Genomic DNA, 17,614 nt, shown 5'->3' with positions numbered 1-17,614 from the left:
CCTACTGGAGGAGGTCGCTGGAGGGCGAGGTGTGGCGCGGCTGAACCGGTACGGCCGGCACCGCCCGTACCGCAACGAAACTGGCCGGCACTGCCGCCGGACCGTCCGGGGAGCGCCGGCGGCCCCACCGGACGTGTGACAACCCCCAACGATCAGCGAGAACGGTCAACGGTATGCCAACTTTTCGATCGACGCTGCGCCGTGCCTACCACCAGTCCGGTGCGCACCACGTCCGCAGGGCCGCCCACCGGATCGCCCTGCGGACCCGCGCCGGGGCGTTCCGCAACGAGATCGGCGTGGTACTGCACGCCGACCACACCGACATCCGGGGCACCGAACTCGCCGTCTACAAGGGAAACCTCGACCGGAAGGCGGTGGCCGCCTGGCGGCGCCTGGTCTCCGAGATCCGGCCCACGGTGGCGGTCGACGTCGGCGCGAACTATGGCGAGGTGGCCTTCTCGACCTGCTACTACGGCCTCCGCGAACTGCATCTGGTCGAGCCGAACCCGGCCGTCCTGCCCTGGCTGCGCAAGACGGTCGCGGCGGCCACCGGCGACTATCCGGGCACCGTACTGCACGCGGGTGCCGCCAGCGACCGGCCCGGCACCGCCCGACTCTATCTGCACGAGCACACCGGCGTCGCCTCGCTGCGGGTGCAGAACGACCGGGGTGTCGAGGTGGAGTGCTTCCGGCTGGACGAGCGGATCCGGCTCGGCGACGACGACTCGCTGCTGTTCAAGATCGACGTCGAGGGTCACGAGCAGGCCGCCCTGGCGGGGATGGCCGGGCTCTTCCACCGCCGCCGCGTCGCCGGCATCTGCGAGATCCTGCACGCCGACGACGACCTGCTGACATACCTCTGCGCCAACTTCGCGGTCGCGCTCCAGCAGGCCGGCCGGGAGCAGCCGGTGGACGAGTCGCAGCTGCGCGACACCGTCGCCCGGGCCCGGGAGACCGGCTGGGGCGACCTCAGCAAGGACGTGGTGCTCCGCTCGCGCTGACCGCCGGCCGACCGGCCCGGACACCCGTCCGGGGGCGGCTGCGGCGGCGCTCGGCCAACGGTTACGGGGCGCAGACGAACTGGGGGTCGGCCCAGACGCCGACCGCGCCACCGGACGGGCTGCTGGTGACCAGGTCGACGAAGCTGGCGCGGGCGATCGCCACGTCGATCCGCTCGGCGCTGTCCGCCCGGCTGCGTACCCCCGACTCGAAGACGGTCACGTCGTCCGCGCGTACCGCGAAGGCGACCTCGACGTCGTCGGCGCCGACGTCGATCACGGCCCGGAGCCGTTCGCAGCCGGCGGGCGGCTGCACCCGGACCCGGCTCGGCGCGGCGGTCAGCACCGCACGCGGATAGACCTGGCCGTGCACGGTGACCGAGCCGGGGCTCGTTCCGGTCGCCGGGGTCGGCGACGGCCGCTCCGAACTGCCGTCCAGCAGCATGGGCAGGTCGGAGAGGTGGTAGGTGACCTCGGCCGGGGACGGCTGGGCCTGGCTGCGGGTGGTCACCCCGGGCCAGAGGTTGAGCGCCATGACCCCGAGCCCGACGGCCAGCACCGCCACGGTGGAGGCCATCGCCCGGTGCCAGCGCCGCGCCCCCGAGGCGGCCGGCACCGCCGCGGTCACGGCCGGCGCGGTCACGGCCGGCGGCGGAGGCGCGGCCGGAGCGATCCCCGGCGTGGCCCCGGGTACCCCGGCTCCGGCGACCCGTCCGGACGGCGCGCTGCGGGCGGTCCCCCGCCGCCCCGGGCTGACCCGGGCCGGCACCAGCGCCGGCCGGCGACGGGCGGCCAGATCCTCGATCCAGCCGAACAGCGCCACCGCGACGGCCACCAGCAGCCAGACGGCGGCCAGCCGGACGGTGACGGTCTGCACCCAGCCGGAGACCGCCAGCGGGGCGATCAGCGCCCCGGCCAGCACGCCCAGCGGCAGGTGCCACAGATAGATGGTGACCGCCCGGGCGTTCAACAGCTCCACGAGGCGGTCCAGCAGGCGGATCCGGCCCAGCCAGTCGAGCCGGGGCCGGAACCGGAGCACCGTCGCGACGAACGCCATCGACCAGAGGGTGTTGCCGCCCGCGATCCGGTTCAGGTCGTAGTTGCCGGTCGACCAGCCGACCGCCAGCACCCAACCGGCCCCGGTCAGCGCGAGCAGCCCGACGGCGAGCGCGTACCGCCGGGCGGGGATCCGGCGCAGCAGCCCGTCGTGGTGCGCGAAACCGAGCAACCAGCAGGCCAGGTAGGTGCTGACGTTGAGCGCCTGCTCGTTGAAGTACCCGCCGACGTTGACGATGTTGAACCGGAAGGCGATCGGCAGCGCCACGGCCAGCGCCAGGCTCTGCCACGGCCAGCGGCGGAACGCGGCGAGCAGCACCGGCGAGAGGAGTACCAGCCAGAGATAGGTGACGATGTACCAGAGCACCACGTTGTAGGCCCAGGCCCACGACTGGTCGCCGACCGGCGGGGTACGGGCGGGAAAGACCCACCAGACCAGTTCGCCCCAGCCGAGTGCCGCCGCCGGCGCCGTACGCCAGCCGGTGACCAGCAGCAGCGTGAGGGTGACCGCCCCGAAGCCCCACAGCGGGGGGAGCAACCGGCGCAGCCGCCGCCCGACGGCCCCCGGGCCGGTACGGTCCAGCGAGCCGGCCATCAGCGAGCCGGCGAGCGCGAACATCAGCCCCATCGCCGGGAAGAGCACGGTCAGCCAGATCCAGCCGAGTACGTGATAGGTCACCACCCGGACCAGCGCGGCCGCCCGCCACAGGTCCAGGTACCGGTCCCGACCCCCGGACGAGCCCCCCGCCCGCCCCGCCGACGGGGCCCCGGCCTGGCCGGCCGACGGGACGACGGCAGCCGTCACCGCAGGCTCGGCTGAGGTTCCCATCGGCGTCTCCACGTCTCCGGTCGGCCGCGCCCGACGGTCCGGGCGACTCGTACGTCGCTGGCACGGGCGCCCCGGAACGCCTCCGTCGACTCCGCGCCAACGCCGCCCGCCCGGCTGCCGCCTCCGGCGCAACCGCCCGGCAGGTCGGCGCCCTCGACAGACGGACCCTTGCCCAACAGTCCTACCCGACAAACCTGAACGATCCCTGACCGGGCTTTCACGGCGTGTTCCTCGTCGCTGCGCACCCGCCCAGGGCCGACGGGGCGGGTCTGTGATCTCGCCCACCCGCCTCCGGGGACGGAAACTCCGGCGATCCACGCGTACGGGCAGCAAGATGGTGATCGGTCGTACCGCGTGCGGGTGCGCTGCCCGCCGTGCACCCGTACGCGGGGCGGGCGGGCCGGCCGGCGGATCGAGACGAGGGGTGATCGGCGTGACAGCACCGGGGAAGTCGACGATGAGGGCGGCCGTCTACCAGCGCACCGGCGATCCGTCCGTGCTAGAGGTGGTGGAGCGGCCGGTGCCGGAGCCGGGTCCGGGCGAGGTCCTGGTCCGGGTCGCCGTCTCCGGGGTGAATCCCACCGACTGGAAGTCGCGGCAGGGTGACGGCTCCGGCACGCCGCCCCGGCACGGCTGGCAGATTCCTAACCAGGACGGTGCGGGGATCATCGAGTCGGTCGGTACCGGTGTCGACGCGAAGCTGACCGGCGAGCGGGTCTGGATCTGGGAGGCGGCCTGGCAGCGGCCGTGGGGCACCGCGGCGGAGTACACGGTGGTGCCGGCCCGGCAGGTGGTGCGGCTCGGCTCGGCCTCCTTCGACCTCGGCGGGGCCCTCGGCATCCCGTTCATGACCGCGCACCGCTGCCTGACGGCCGGCGAGACGATGCCGGACCGCCTCGACGTCGGCGCGCTCACCGGACGTACCGTGCTGGTCCAGGGCGGGGCGGGGGCGGTCGGCAACGCCGCCATCCAGCTCGCCCGGTGGGCCGACGCCACCGTCATCGCCACGGTCAGCAGTGCCGAGAAGGCCCAGCTCGCGGTCGCGGCCGGTGCCTCGTACGTGATCAACTATCGCGAAGAGGACGTGGTCCGCGAGATCCGGAAGATCACGCCGGACGGGGTGGACGCGATCGTCGAGGTCGCCGCCGCCCGCAACGCCGAGATCGACTGCCAGGTGATCGGCGCCAACGGCGCGGTCGCGGTCTACGCCGACGACGGTGGCGCCACGCTCACCCTGCCGGTCCGCCCGCTGATGGTGCCGAACGTCCGCTGGCAGTTCGTGCTGGTCTACACCCTGCCGGCGGTGGCCAAGGCGCAGGCCGTGACGGACGTCGCCGCCGCCGCGTCGTCCGGGGTGCTCCGGATCGGCGCGGAGGCGGGTCTGCCGCTGCACTACTACCCGCTGGACGAGGTGGCCGAGGCGCACGCCGCGGTGCAGAACTCGGCGGTCGGCAAGGTACTCGTGGTGACCAGCGAGTCCTGAGCCGCGGGCGGGGTCAGCGGCGGATCGTGGGCGGGCCGACGTACCGCCACCGGACGCCGTCTTCGGAGAGCCACCCGCCGGAGGAGTCCTGGTTGCCCGGCTGGGCGTACCCGTCGGGAAGGGCGACCGCCGACGCGCCCGGCCCGACCGGGACCTCCCGGAGCCGCTCACCCCGGTCCAGACCCTCGAACATCACCGGGTTCTCGCCGGCCAGGATGCCGACCTGGATCAGCAGCGTGCCGTCGGGCCGGAGTCCGGCCTGAATCATCCGGTCGCCCACCTCGGCCCGGGCGGCCGTACGCCGCCAGTTCCGCCCCTGGTCCTCGCTGCGGTACACCCGCAGCTCGCCGTCGAGCTGGCCGACCGCGTAGGCGACCCGGTCGCCGATGGCCAGGGCAGCCGCGCCGAAGTTGCCGCCGGCCAGGATGTCCTCGGGCAGTACCGACTGCCGCCAGGTGCGCCCGCCGTCCCGGCTGACCCGGATCGCGCTGCCGCTGTAGATCACCTTGTTCTCCGAGACGGTGCCGTTCGGCTCCCGTACCGAGCCGACCCGTCGGTCCGTCCAGCCGGTCACCCACAGTCCCGCCCCGGCCGGCATGTCCTCGATCACCCGGGCGCTGTGCAGCGGCACCTTCCGGGCGAGCCGGACGACGTCCCCGGTCGTCGGGTCCGCCGCGAGCACGGTCAACCCGTCGAGGTTGGGGACCCACGCCAGCGGCCGGAAGGTCTCCGGCACGGCGGCGACCTCGGTGAGTTCGGTCCTCCGCCAGTTGACCCCGCCGTCGTTGCTGGCGAGCCAGAACTCCTCGCTCCGCCGGATGTCGATCCGCCCCTCGGCGTCCCGTGGCCGGGTTTCCACCTCGGCGACCAGGGTCCGGGGTGCCACCACCCGCAGGTGGACCCCGCTGTTGTCCGGCACCGGCAGCGGGTACGACTCCCAGGTCGCGCCGCCGTCCACGCTGGCCGCGAGCCGGATCGCGCAGTTGTCGCCCTGGCAGTCGCGGTACCGCAGGTAGAGGTGGCGCAGGTCGCCGGCGAGCATCCGGCCGGTGACGGTGGAGGGGGCCGGGGTGCCGCCACGCGCCGAGGCGCTCGGGTCCGGCGTCGGTACGAAGTCGGGGGTGCGGTCGAGCCGGCCCGGCGGGGCGAGCGTGCCGATCCGGTCGGCGGCGCCGTCGTCCGAGGGCAGGCCGCGCCAGACCAGTCCGGCACCGACGGCGACCACGGCGACCAGGCCGGCGACCCCGGCCGCCCGGGTACGCCGCCGTCGGCGCCGCGACCGGCGTTCCACCTCGGCGAAGTGCGGCCTGAACGCGGCCTGGGCCGCCTGGCCGAGACCGGCGAAGTCGGGTTCAGGCATGGAGATCCTCCGGTAAGAGTCGCGCGGCGGTATTCGGGAAGATCGGACGGCTCAGCGGTGCTCTGTCCGGCCGGCGGCGGTGGCGGTCGCCGCTCCGGCACGCTCGCTCAGGTGCCCGGCGAGGGCCTGCCGACCGCGTACCAGTCGGGTCTTGACGGCCTCCACCGAGCAGCCCAGCGTCGTGGCGACCTCGGTCACCGGCAGGTCGCCGATGTGGTGCAGCACCACGGTCTCCCGGGTGGCCCTGGGCAACCGTTGCAGGGCGGCGACCAGCGCCACGTGGTCCGGCGACAGTTCCGGGCTGGCCCGCTCGGCCCCGCCCAGCCGGCCGGAGCGGATCAGCCGGTCGAGTCGTAGCCGACGCCGGAACCGGCTCCGGGCCACGTTCAGCGCGACAGTGCGCAGCCACGCCTCCGGGTTCTCGACCTGGCGGAACCGGCCCGCCCGGGCCAGCGCCCGGACGAACGCCTCCTGTACGGCGTCCTGCGCCTCGGCGTAGTCGGCGGTCACCGCGAAGAGCTGCGCCACCAGCCGCGCCGCCGAAGCCGCGTACACCTCTCGAATTGCCTGATGTCCGTCCACACCGTCCCCTGCCCACCGGTCCGTTCACCAGATACGACCTCCCGGCCGGTCGTCCGGTGACATCCGAATCGGTGGCTCGCCCGGTATCGGGCTTCCGGGGCGCGGTGGCAGGGTGGGCCGCCTCAGCCGACGGGTGCGCCTCCGGTCGACAGGATGGCGGTGAGCCGGGGGCCGAACCGGGCGAGCGAGTCCCGGTCCTCGCCCGGCCGTACGCCGGAGACCGTCGACCGGGCGACCAGCACCGCGCAGAGCCGGCCGGCGGCCACCGCCCAGCCGGCGGTCCCGCGCTCCTGGTGCCGCAGCGCCGCTTCGACGATCGTCGCCGCGTCCGGTTCGCTCTCCGTCTCGGCCAGGAAGAGCAGAAGGTACTGCTGGTCGGCGCCGGCGTCTCCCGGTGTGGCGTGCAGGTAGGCGCAGCCGGTGAGCCGGTCCGTGGCGGTGGACACCGCCGGCTGCCCGGTGACGCCCAGCCGGGTGGCCGGCAGGGTGGCCGCCACCGACACCTGGCCGACCTGGTAGCGGTCGCCCTCCAGCATCTCGGCGGCCTCGAAGGCGAGCCCGGCCAGGTCGGCGGCGGGCGTGTACGCCCCGCCCTCGTCGTCGACGAGTACCCGGCCGGTCGGCGTCGCCAGCACCCGGTAGCCGCACTCCCCGGTGAGGTCGACACTGTCCCGGGTCACCTCGGCGAGCAGCGCCGCGAGTTCCGGATCCGCCCGGTCGGCCGCCCCGCGTACCGCCTCGGCGGGCGCCAGCCCGAGCCGCTCCGCCGCGTACGACACCAGCGCGGTACTGACCCAGACGTCCCGCCAGTCGATCCGGTGCAGTTCGATCGCGGAGAACGCGTCGAACGCGACCAGCACCTCGGCCGGATCCTCGGTACGGATCGCGGCGAGCGCGCGGCGGCGGGCGAAGGTGAGCAGTGTGTACAGCTCGTCGGGGCCGAGTTCGGCACGGAGCCTCCGGCGGTCGGCTGCGGGGAGCCGGGCGTACCCGGTCAGGAAGGCCGTCACCACCGCGTCGGCCGGCGCCGTCACCCACCGCCAGAGGCACTCGGCGGCGGCGGCGTAGTCCACCCCGCGCAGTCCCGACTGGGGTTCCCCGGTCGCGGCGACCGGACCGGGCCCGGGAATGCTGCGATCGGCGCCGCCGTCGACCGGCGCCGCGCGGCCCGCCGGCCACGGCTCGCTCATACCCGACGACGCTATCCCATCCGGCCCAACATCGGCGCGGTTCCGTCCGCGCGGCTCCCGCACCGTCGACCATGGACGGCCGGGCGCCGCCCGTCGACAGCGACCCCGCCGCCAACCGTGGACGGCGGCGCCGCCCGTGGGCATTGACCCCGCCGTCGGCCCCGCGGCCGGCGACGGCCGCTACGGCATGAGGACGACCTTTCCGCGCAGTCGTCCCGCCTCCACCAACCGGTGTGCGTGGGCCGCCTCGGCCAGCGGCAGCGAGGCCGCGACCCGGGTCCGCAGCCGCCCCTTGGCCACCTCGGTCATCAACTCCGCGAGCATCGGCTGGTCGAGCCGGATCATGACGGTCTGCTGCCGCACGTCGCGCGGCGGGTCGAGCGGCGGGACCGGCCGGGTCGTCACCAGGACGCCGCCGTCGGCGACGGCGGCTCCGGCCGCCGCCCCGACCGGCACCGCGTCGAAGACCGCCGGGAACCCGAGCCCGGCCAGCTCGGCGGAGCGGGGCAGCACCTCGGCGACGCCGAGGCCGCGTACCCACTCCTCGTCGTCGGAGCTGGCCACCGCGACCACCTGGTGACCGGCCCGGACCGCCAACTGGGCGGCGAAGCCGCCCACCCCGCCACTGGCCCCGATGACCAGCACCGTCGACCCGGCGGCCAGCGACATCATCTCCAGCCCCTGCCGAGCGGTCAGCGCGTTCAGGCCCACCGTGGCCGCCTCCGCCGCGTCCAGCTCGTCGGGTACCGCGACCAGCCAGTCCGGCTCGGCGACGACGAACTCGGCGTACGCTCCGACGTCACCCCGGGTGAGATACCAGGGCACCATTCCGGCCACCCGGCCGCCGGGGCGGTGCTCGGTGACCCCTTCGCCGACCGCCACCACGTCACCGGCGAAGTCCCAGCCGAGCAGGAAGGGTGGCTCGATCGGGCCGCCCGGGATCCGCCCGATCCGGGCGGCCAGGTCGGCGGGGTGCACCGCCGCCGCGCGTACCCGCACGAGGATCTCGCCGGGGCCGGCCGTCGGATCCGGCCACTCGACCACCCGCAGCACACCGGGACCGCCCAGTGCCGTCACCGCCACCGCTCGCATCGCTCGCCCCCTCCGCGTGGTCAACATCCTTCCCGCCGCGACATCGAGTTGGCAACGGGTCGACCGGACCGGTGGGCCGGGCCGGGAATCCCCGGTTCAGGTCGGAAGTTGGACCACGTCGAGGGTGCCGGCGGCGTAGTCGGCGCGTACCCGCTTCTTGTCGAACTTGCCCACCGAGGTCTTGGGTACGGCGTCGACGAAGGCCCACCGCTCGGGCAGCTGCCAGCCGGCCACCCGCTCGGCGAGGAACTCCCGCAGCTCCGCCGCGCCGACCTCGGCACCCTCCCGCCGTACCACCGTCGCGAGTGGACGCTCGTCCCAGCGCGGGTCCGGTACGCCGACCACGCACGCCTCCAGCACCGCCGGATGCGCCATCAGCGCGTTCTCCAACTCGACCGAGGAGATCCACTCACCGCCGGACTTGATCACGTCCTTGGCCCGGTCGGTGAGGGTGATGAAACCGTCGGCGGAGAGCGTGCCGACGTCGCCGGTACGCAGCCAGCCGTCCCGGAACTTCTCCGGGTCCGGTGCGTCGTCGCCGACGTACCGGGCGGTCACCCACGGGCCGCGGACCTCCAGTTCGCCGACGGACTTGCCGTCGGCGGGCAGTTGCGTGCCGTCCGGGCCGACGATCCGGGCGGCGACCCCGGCCGGCACCCGCCCCTGGGTGTAGCGGTAGCGCCAGGCGTCCTCGCCGGTCACTCCGGCCGGCGGCCGGGCCACCGAGCCGAGTGGGGACATCTCGGTCATCCCCCAGGCGTGGATCACGTCGATGTGGTGCCGTTCCGCGAAGGCGTGCATCAGCGCGGGCGGGCAGGCCGAGCCACCGACGATCACCTCGGTCAGCGACGAGGTGTCGACCTCGTTCGCGTCCAGGTGGTTGAGCAGGTCGGTCCAGATCGTCGGCACCGCGCCGGCCAGGGTCGGCCGCTCGGCGGCGATCATCGCGGCGATCGGGGCGCCCTGGAGGAACCGGTCCGGCATCACCAGCGAGGCGCCGGAGAGGAAGGCGGCGTACGGGATGCCCCAGGACATCGCGTGGAACATCGGCACGATGGCGAGTTCCCGGGTGGTCGGGCCGAGCCCGAACGACTCCGGCAGGCAGATCTGCACCGAGTGCAGCCAGATGGACCGGTGCGAGTAGGCGACGCCCTTCGGGTTGCCGGTGGTCCCCGAGGTGTAGCAGAGGGCGGCGGCGTCCCGCTCGTCCAGCTCGGGCCAATCGTACCGGTCCGGCCGGTCCCGCAGCAGCTCGTCCCAGTGGTGTACGGCGATCCGCCCACCCCCGGCCGAGTGCAGCGCAGCCGGGTCACCGCCGCCGACCACCACCACATGCTCTACAGTGGACATCTCGGGCAACGCCCTGGCCAGCAACGGGATCAGTGTCGAGTCGACCAGCACCACCCGGTCCTCGGCGTGGTTGGCGATGTAGGCCACCTGGTCGGGAAAGAGGCGGATGTTGAGCGTGTGCAGCACGGCACCCATGCTCGGCACCGCGAAGTAGGCGACCAGGTGCTCGGCGTTGTTCCACATGAAGGTGGCCACCCGCTGGTCACCGGTGATCCCGAGGTCGTCGCGGAGCGCGTGCGCGAGCCGGGCGGCGGTCGCACCGACCTCGGCGTACGTCATACGGCGCGAGCCGTCGCCCAGCCAGGTGGCCACCTCGGCATCGCCGTGCACCGTGCTGCCGTGTTCGAGGATGCGGGAAATCAGCAGGGGTGCGTCCATCATCGTGCTACGCATGGAGCACAACCTAGTGTCGCAGCTCACACCTTGACCACCCTTGGAAGGCAGGCCGATGAGCAGTATCCCGTGGGCCGAGTCGTACCTCGGCCAGCTCCGCGCCCTCGCCGGTGACCGTACGCTGATGTTCGTCGGCGCCCGAGGCGTGGTACGCGACACGGCCGGCCAGGTACTGCTGATCGAGCGCTCCGACAACGGTTACTGGGCGCTGCCGGCCGGCGCGATGGAACTCGGCGAGTCGATCGCGGAGTGCGCGGTCCGCGAGGTCTGGGAGGAGACCGGGCTGACCGCCACCGAGGTCACCCCGTTCGCCATGTACACCGGCCCGGAGCGCACCTTCACCAACATGTACGGCGACACGTACCAGCTCTTCGTCGTCGCCTTCCGGGTCGACGCCTGGTCCGGCGAGCTGCTCAGCAGTACCGACGAGACCACCGACGCCGGCTTCTTCCCCAGCCGGGCGCTGCCGGCGCCGGTCTCCGACACGGTGCTGGAGACCCTGGACGACCTGGCCGCGTTCGAGCGGACCGGCCAGGTAGTCCTGAAGTAGCCCGCGTGGTCCTGACGTAGCCCGCGTCGTCCCGAAGTAGCCCGCGTCGTCCTGAAGTAGCCCGCCGAGCGGGTCAGATCAGCGTCTGGGTGTTCGCCTCCATCTCGGTGGCCGCCTCGCCCTTCCGGTCCCGGGCCAGCCGCTCGCCGGAGGCGGGCGGCGGGCCGCCGCGCAGTTCGCTGTTCGGCATCGCCAGGGTGACCGCGACCGCCAGCAGGGCGATCAGCCCGGCGACCAGGAAGACGGTGTGCAGCGCGTCGACGAACGACTCCTGCACGGCGGCCCGGATCGGGGCCGGCAGCGCCAGGATCCGGGACGGCTCGTTGACCGAGAACTCGGTGGTGGCGCCGGCGAACTGCACCTGCTGCGCGGGCGCGAGCTGGGCGATCGCCCCGGGCAGCCGGTCGCCGAGCCCGCCGGAGAGCCCGGCCGAGAGCACCGCGCCGAGGATCGCCACCCCGAACGAGCCGCCGAGGGATCGGAAGAAGGTGGCGGCCGAGGTACCGGCGCCGAGGTCGCGCATCTCGACCGCGTTCTGCACGGCGAGGACCAGCGACTGCATGCAGAGGCCCAGCCCGACGCCGATGATCACCATGTAGATGAAGGCGTTCCAGAGCGGGGTGTCGACCTGCAACTGGGTGAAGAGCAGCATGCCGGCGACCAGCACCACCGCCCCGGCCACCGGAAACCACTTGTACCGGCCGATCCGGCTCATCGCCCGCCCGGAGAGTACCGAGGTGACGATCACGCCGGCCATCATCGGCAGCATCAGCAGACCGCTGTCGGTCGGCGAGGCGCCCTTGACGATCTGGAGATAGAGCGGGATGAAGATGATCGACCCGAACATCACCAGGCCGAGGATGAAGCCGGCGCTGTTGGCGAGCGCGAAGGTCGACCGGCGGAAGAGTTTGAGCGGCAGGATCGGCTCGGCCACCCGGGCCTCCTGGACCAGGAAGAGTACGCCGAGCACGCCGCCGGCCACGAAGAGCCCGATGATCACCCCGGAGCCCCAGGGGTACTCGTTGCCGCCCCAGCTCAGCGCGAGCAGCAGCGAACTCACCCCGGCCACCAGCAGGCCGGCGCCGAGCCAGTCGATGGCGTGCTGCCGGCGCTGGAACGGGATCAGTCGCATCACGTGGTAGCAGACGATGATGGCCACCACCGCCAGCGGCACGTTCAGGAAGAAGATCCATCGCCAGTCGTGCTCGGCGAAGTAGCCGCCGACCAGCGGCCCGGCCACCGACGAGACCCCGAAGACCGCGCCGAAGAGCCCCTGGTAGCGGCCACGCTCCCGGGGCGACACCACGTCGGAGATGATGGTGAAGGCGAGTGTCATCAGCCCGCCCGCGCCGAGCCCCTGCACCCCTCGGGTGATGATGAGCTGGGTCATGTCCTGGGCGAACCCGGCGGCCAGCGAGCCGACCAGGAACGCCCCGATGGAGAAGAGGAAGACCGGGCGGCGGCCGAGGATGTCGGCCATCTTGCCGTACAGCGGGGTGGAGGCGGTCGACGCCAGCAGGTACGCGGTGACCACCCACGAGTAGTGGTTGATCCCGCCGAGTTCGCCGACGATGGTCGGCAGCGCCGTTCCGACGATGGTCTGATCCAGGGCGGCCAGCAGCATGCCGGTCATCAGACCGCTCATCAGCAGCAGGATCTGCCGATGAGTCAGGGCCGGTCGCGCTTCCTCAGCGGTGGTCATAGTGCCTTCTCCCCCCGATGGCACAGAAGATGCCTACCGCCGGTCCCGTCCTACTCCCGGCCGGAAACCGGACAGGTCGCCGGACCCGCCGACAGTTCGACGCGGGCCGACGACAACAGTTCGACGCGGGCCGACGACAACAGTTCGACGCGGGCCGACGACAACAGTTCGGCGCCGGCCGACGGCCGGCGCCGAACCGTGCGCGGGGTCAGTGCCGGCCCTCGGCGAGTTCCTCCACGAGCTTGGCGCAGAACGCCGGCAGGTCGTCCGGCTTGCGGCTGGTCACCAGGCCGTTGTCGACGTGGCACTCCTCGTCGACCCAGTGCGCGCCCGCGTTCGACAGATCGGTCCGCAGGCTCGGCCAGGAGGTGAGGGTCCGCCCCTTGACCACCTCGGCGTCGATCATCGTCCAGGGTGCGTGGCAGATCGCCCCGACCGGCTTGCCGGCGTCGAAGAACGCCCGGACGAACCGGACGGCGTCCGGGTTCGCCCGCAGGGCGTCCGGGTTGGCCACCCCGCCGGGCAGCACCAGGCCGTCGTAGGCGGCCGGGTCCGCCTCGGCCACGGTCGTGTCGACCTCGTACGTCCCGGACTTGTCCAGGTGGTTGAAGGCCTGGATCCGGCCGCCCTCCAGGGAGACCAGTTCGGCCCGGCCCCCGGCCGCCTCGACCGCCTCCCGGGGACGGGTGTACTCGACCTCCTCCACGCCGTCGGTGGCCAGGAACGCGATGCGCTTGCCCTGCAAGGTCGCGGTCATCTCGGTTCTCCTTCCTGGGAAACGGGGGGTATATGTGCTGAGAGACCGTTTAGTCATGTCTCATGGAAAGGACGTTCCCGGTACGGCAGGTGCCAAAACCGCCGTACGGGCGCCGCCGAGCCGCACGGGCGCGACCGGATCAGGTTTGTCGGGCCGGGCACCGGGGACCCGCGCCACATGGCGACAGACGCAGCGGAACAGCGCCGGTTGGCCTCGGTGGTGGAGAGCTGGCTCGGCAGGGGCGTACTCGTGGTCGGCGACGCCATGCTCGACGAATGGCGCTTCGCCGAGTCGGACCGGCTCTGCCGGGAGGCCCCGGCGCCGGTGTTGACCCTGCGCCGTCGGCTGACCGCGGCCGGTGGCGCGGCGAACACCGCCGTCAACCTCACCGCGCTCGGCGGCCGGGCCGCGCTGGTCGCCCCGGTCGGCGCCGACGTGGCCGGTGACGAACTGCACGACTGCCTGGACCGGGCCGGAGTCTGGGACCGGACCATCAGCCAGCCCGGCCGGCCGACCCCGGTGAAACGGCGACTGCTCGCCGCCGACCAGATCCTGCTCCGAGAGGACGAGGGCGACGCCGACGAGACGCTGCCCGAGGAGGGCGTACACCGGATGCTGAACGCGCTCGCCCGGGCGACCGAGGAGCTGCGGGCCGACCGGGACGGGCAGGCCCCGACGCTGGTGGTCTGCGACTACGGTCTCGGCGCCCTGCCCGAGGCGGTACGCAGCTGGCTGGTCCGGCACCGCGACTCCTTCGCCACGGTCGCCCTGGACGCGCACGACCTGGCCTACTGGCGCGGGCTCGCCCCGACCGTGGTGACCCCGAGCTTCGCCGAGGCGACCCGGCTGCTGAACGAGGCGGTGTCGGCCGGCCCGGCCAGCCCGACGCCGGCGCTCGCCGGCACCCGGGTCAGCGTCGCCGAGGACGGCTCGACGGTGGCCACCGGCGGCAAGGACGACCCCTCGACGGCCGCCGCCGGTGGAAAGAGCGACCCCTCGACGGCCGCCACCGGTGGAAAGGGCGCGCCCGAGGGCGCAGCCTCGCCGGTCGCCTCCGGCGGCGCCGACGAGAGCGGTGGCCGCGACGACGACGGCTCGACCACGCCGGAGGGGAGCCCGCCGGGCGGCGGCGAGGGCGGCGGTCCGGGCGGCGGGGACGGCCTCACCGTGACCAGTGACGAGATCGGGGTCTCCGGCGACGACATCGTGGTGGCCGGCGACGAGACGTCGAGTGCCGCCGGTGGGCGGCCGGTCGCGGCCGGCGGCGCCAGCCGGGCGCTGGTCGCCCAGGCCCGCCTCGCCGAGCTGCGGGAACGCACCGGTGCCGACGTGGTGGCGGTGACCCTGGACGCCGAGGGCGCGGTGGTGGGCGGGGCCGACGGGCGGTCCCGGCGCAGCCACGCGACTCCGGTACCGGCGAGTTACGCCGTCGGCGCCGGTGACGCGTACCTGGCCGCGATGACGCTGGCGCTGGCCGCCAACGCGCCACTGCCCACCGCCGCCCAGTTGGCCCAGCTCGCCGCGACCACCACCGTCTCGGACACCGGCACCTGCGTCTGCCTGCGCGAGGACCTGCTCGCCGCCCTGGGGTCGACCGACGGGGAACCGGCCCGGATCGTGCTCGACCGGGACGCCCTGGTCGAACTCGTGCGGCGGCACCGGGCCGAGGGGCGGGCGGTCGTCTTCACCAACGGCTGCTTCGACGTACTGCACCGGGGGCACGTGCGCTATCTCGATCAGGCACGTCAACTCGGCGACCTGCTGGTGGTGGCGGTCAACTCGGACGAGAGCGTACGGCGGCTCAAGGGCCCGGACCGGCCGGTGAACCCGGTGGAGGACCGGGTGGCCCTGCTCGCCGCACTCTCCTGTGTGGACCACGTCGTGGTCTTCGAGGAGGACTCGCCGGCCGGGCTGATCGAGGCGGTCCGCCCCGACGTCTACGTCAAGGGCGGCGACTACCCGCCGGACATGGTCCCGGAGGCGCCCCTGGTACGCCGGCTCGGCGGGCAGGTCAGCACCCTGGGCTACGTACCCGACCGGTCCACCTCGGCGGTGATCGACCGGATCCGCTCGCACGGCGACGACCGGCGACAGGCGGCGGCCCGCGCCGAGGCCGCCGCAAGCCCGGACCCGGCCGGCCCGGGCACCGCGCCGGACGGCGGGCGGGCGGCCGTACCCGCCTCGGCGGAGACCCACCCGGCGACGTCCAGGTCGAGCCGGCGGGCGTGAGCGCGGCCGCACGTCCCGGTCCGGGCGGCGCGACGCCGAGGACGACCACCCGGCCGCTCGACCAGGGCAGCGCGGTCGAATTCCGTACGCCCCGGCTGCTGGACGTGCTGGTGCCGACCCGGAACCGCCCCGCCGAACTCGCCGTCACCCTGGCGGGGCTGGCCGCCCAGCGTCCCGCCGAGGACGGCGCGCCGGCCGGACGGTACGGGTCGGACGCGTTCGGGGTGGTGGTCAGCGACCAGTCCGACGGGGAACCGGGCTGGGCCGGGCCGGCAGCGGCGGCGATGGTCCGGGTACTCCGGCACCGGGGCCATCCGGTGCTGCTCACCCGCCGGCTGCCGAGGCGGGGCCTGGCCGAACACCGCAGCTATCTGCTGGACGCCTCGGCGGCCCGGTACGTGCTCTTCCTCGACGACGACGTCTGGCTGGAGCCCGGCACCGTCGACCGGCTGCTCACCGCGATCCGCGAACTCGACTGCGGCTTCGTCGGCAACGCGGTGCACGGACTCTCCTATCTGGACGACGTACGGCCGGAGACGCATCGGCACTACGCCGAGTGGGACGGCCCACCGGAGCCGGAACGGCTGTATCCCGGGACGCCGGAGTGGGACCGGGCGCAGATCCACTCGGCCGCGAACCTGCTGCACGTGACGGAGGCCCGCCGGCTGCCGGCCGGGCGGTGGCGGGCGTACAAGGTCTCCTGGATCGGCGGCTGCGTCCTCTACGACCGGTCCCGGCTGTGCGCGGCGGGCGGATTCGACTTCTGGACCCGGCTCGACCCGGGGCACCAGGGCGAGGACGTGGCCGCCCAGCTCGCCGTGATGGCCCGGTACGCCGGAGCCGGCGTCCTGCCCAGCGGCGCGTACCACCTGGAGGCGCCGACCACGGTGACCGAGCGGACCATGGAAGCCTGGGAGGTCACCGCGCCGTCAGATCCGCCACCGCCTCCAGCACCTCCAGCACCGGTACGTCGGTGACGAAGGAGACCCGGTGCGGGCAGGCCGGGCCGCCGCCGCCCCGGGCCGGATAGAGCTCCCGGCTACAGTCCCGGCCGCAGACCGGGCAGTTGAGGGTCCACGAGGCGATCGGCCGGTGCCGGCCGCGCAGCGGCGTCGCACAGTTGATCACGTTGCCGACCCAGAAGATGCCGACCGTCGGGGTGTCCAGCGCGGCGGCGACGTGCACCGGCCCGGTGTCGTTGGAGACCACCACCTCGCAGCCGGCGTAACAGCCGATCAGACCACCGAGCGAGAGGTCGCCGGCCACCGAGCGGACCGGCAGCCGCGCCGTCGCCACCACCTGCTCGGCGAGGTCCCGCTCGTCCGGGGTGCCGGTCACCAGTACCTCGTACCCGTCGTCGACCAGATGGTCGGCCACCTCGGCGAAGCGCTCCGGCGGCCAGCGGCGGCGCGGGTCGCTCGCCCCCGGGTGCAGGGCGATCCGGGGGCGTACCGGCTCGCCCAGCACCATGCGCGCCTCGGCCAGGTCCGCCTCGGTGGCGACGAGCCGGGGCACCAGGCCGGTCGGGCTGGCGCCGACCAGACCGGCGACCTCCAGATAGCGGACCACCTCCGGCTGGTAGTAGACGTACCGCAGCCACCGGTCCAGCGGCGGGGCGTCCTCGCTGCGCAGCCCGGCGGTCACCCGGGCACCGAGTTCGGCGACCAGCGGGTTGGAGTTCGCCCCGCCGCCGTGCATCTGGATCGCGAGGTCGAACCGCTCCCGGCGGGCGGCGTCGAGAAACCGGGCCATCGACGCCGCCGACGGCTCCGGCTCGCCAGCTCCGGCCACCCGGATGCCGTGCGCGGGCGGTACCACCAGCACCCGGTCGACCGGGCCGGGCCGGTCCCGGAGCAGGCGCTCGTGCCACGGCGCGCCGATCAGCACCAACTCGGCGTCCGGATAACCGGCCCGCAGCGCGTCGAGCGCCGGCAACGCGAAAATGAAGTCTCCGAGCGCGTTCGCCCGGAGTACGGCGATCCGCTCGACGTCGTCGACGAGGTCCCGCACCTTGCCGATCATCGGGTCCGGTTCCGCCGCCCG

The 17,614-nt window shown here is 73.8% G+C and carries 13 protein-coding genes and 1 pseudogene; 5 read left to right on the top strand and 9 right to left on the bottom strand.

Going from position 1 to position 17,614, the window contains the following annotated elements; all coding sequences use genetic code 11:
- The first annotated feature begins 173 nt into the window (after positions 1 to 173).
- Positions 174 to 1,001 carry an FkbM family methyltransferase gene (locus C6W10_RS29030; protein ID WP_107262290.1) on the top strand — a complete coding sequence of 276 codons (828 nt, stop codon included), beginning with the start codon at positions 174 to 176 and terminating at the stop codon, positions 999 to 1,001.
- A gap of 61 nt (positions 1,002 to 1,062) precedes the next feature.
- Here C6W10_RS29030 and C6W10_RS29025 read toward each other — a convergent pair whose 3' ends face one another.
- Positions 1,063 to 2,883 (bottom strand): acyltransferase family protein, encoded by a 1,821-nt coding sequence (locus C6W10_RS29025; protein ID WP_107262288.1) that lies wholly within the window; start codon positions 2,881 to 2,883, stop codon positions 1,063 to 1,065.
- A 457-nt stretch (positions 2,884 to 3,340) separates the two neighbouring features.
- On the opposite strand from C6W10_RS29025, the gene C6W10_RS29020 reads away from it, so the two are divergent.
- Positions 3,341 to 4,366 (top strand): NADPH:quinone reductase, encoded by a 1,026-nt coding sequence (locus C6W10_RS29020; RefSeq protein ID WP_107262286.1) that lies wholly within the window; start codon positions 3,341 to 3,343, stop codon positions 4,364 to 4,366.
- A 13-nt stretch (positions 4,367 to 4,379) separates the two neighbouring features.
- Here C6W10_RS29020 and C6W10_RS29015 read toward each other — a convergent pair whose 3' ends face one another.
- From C6W10_RS29015 to C6W10_RS28995, 5 genes are all read right to left on the bottom strand, one after another.
- Positions 4,380 to 5,726, bottom strand: coding sequence for a sialidase family protein (locus C6W10_RS29015; protein WP_107262284.1), 1,347 nt, complete (start codon positions 5,724 to 5,726; stop codon positions 4,380 to 4,382).
- 51 nt (positions 5,727 to 5,777) lie between these two features.
- Positions 5,778 to 6,281, bottom strand: a complete 504-nt coding sequence (locus C6W10_RS29010) for an RNA polymerase sigma factor (protein ID WP_234358892.1) — start codon at positions 6,279 to 6,281, stop codon at positions 5,778 to 5,780.
- 149 nt (positions 6,282 to 6,430) lie between these two features.
- Entirely contained in the window at positions 6,431 to 7,498 is a 1,068-nt protein-coding gene (locus C6W10_RS29005) for a hypothetical protein (protein WP_107262280.1), read from the bottom strand.
- 180 nt (positions 7,499 to 7,678) lie between these two features.
- Positions 7,679 to 8,590 (bottom strand): NADP-dependent oxidoreductase, encoded by a 912-nt coding sequence (locus C6W10_RS29000; RefSeq protein ID WP_107262278.1) that lies wholly within the window; start codon positions 8,588 to 8,590, stop codon positions 7,679 to 7,681.
- Between the two features lie 96 nt (positions 8,591 to 8,686).
- Positions 8,687 to 10,333, bottom strand: a complete 1,647-nt coding sequence (locus C6W10_RS28995) for a long-chain fatty acid--CoA ligase (protein WP_107262276.1) — start codon at positions 10,331 to 10,333, stop codon at positions 8,687 to 8,689.
- A 55-nt stretch (positions 10,334 to 10,388) separates the two neighbouring features.
- Here C6W10_RS28995 and C6W10_RS28990 point away from each other — a divergent pair, with 55 nt between their 5' ends.
- Complete coding sequence (locus C6W10_RS28990; RefSeq protein ID WP_234358891.1) at positions 10,389 to 10,883, top strand: NUDIX domain-containing protein; 495 nt, start codon at positions 10,389 to 10,391, stop codon at positions 10,881 to 10,883.
- Between the two features lie 73 nt (positions 10,884 to 10,956).
- On the opposite strand, the gene C6W10_RS28985 is transcribed toward C6W10_RS28990, so the two are convergent.
- Positions 10,957 to 12,585: an MDR family MFS transporter gene (locus C6W10_RS28985; RefSeq protein WP_107262274.1), complete on the bottom strand. Its 1,629-nt coding sequence runs from the start codon at positions 12,583 to 12,585 to the stop codon at positions 10,957 to 10,959.
- A gap of 208 nt (positions 12,586 to 12,793) precedes the next feature.
- Complete coding sequence (locus tag C6W10_RS28980; protein ID WP_107262272.1) at positions 12,794 to 13,342, bottom strand: type 1 glutamine amidotransferase domain-containing protein; 549 nt, start codon at positions 13,340 to 13,342, stop codon at positions 12,794 to 12,796.
- Between the two features lie 177 nt (positions 13,343 to 13,519).
- On the opposite strand from C6W10_RS28980, the pseudogene rfaE2 reads away from it, so the two are divergent.
- Positions 13,520 to 15,475, top strand: a pseudogene (gene rfaE2 / locus C6W10_RS28975) (D-glycero-beta-D-manno-heptose 1-phosphate adenylyltransferase); the annotation flags it as partial.
- 92 nt (positions 15,476 to 15,567) lie between these two features.
- Complete coding sequence (locus C6W10_RS28970; RefSeq protein WP_107262269.1) at positions 15,568 to 16,548, top strand: glycosyltransferase family 2 protein; 981 nt, start codon at positions 15,568 to 15,570, stop codon at positions 16,546 to 16,548.
- Here the strand turns inward: C6W10_RS28970 and C6W10_RS28965 are convergent.
- Positions 16,490 to 17,593: a glycosyltransferase family 9 protein gene (locus C6W10_RS28965; protein WP_107262267.1), complete on the bottom strand. Its 1,104-nt coding sequence runs from the start codon at positions 17,591 to 17,593 to the stop codon at positions 16,490 to 16,492. The genes C6W10_RS28970 and C6W10_RS28965 overlap by 59 nt on opposite strands.
- Positions 17,594 to 17,614 lie beyond the last annotated feature (21 nt).

The sequence above is a fragment of the Plantactinospora sp. BB1 genome, assembly GCF_003030385.1.
Classification (GTDB): Bacteria; Actinomycetota; Actinomycetes; order Mycobacteriales; family Micromonosporaceae; genus Plantactinospora.
This window is presented reverse-complemented; position numbering and strand designations above follow the sequence as displayed.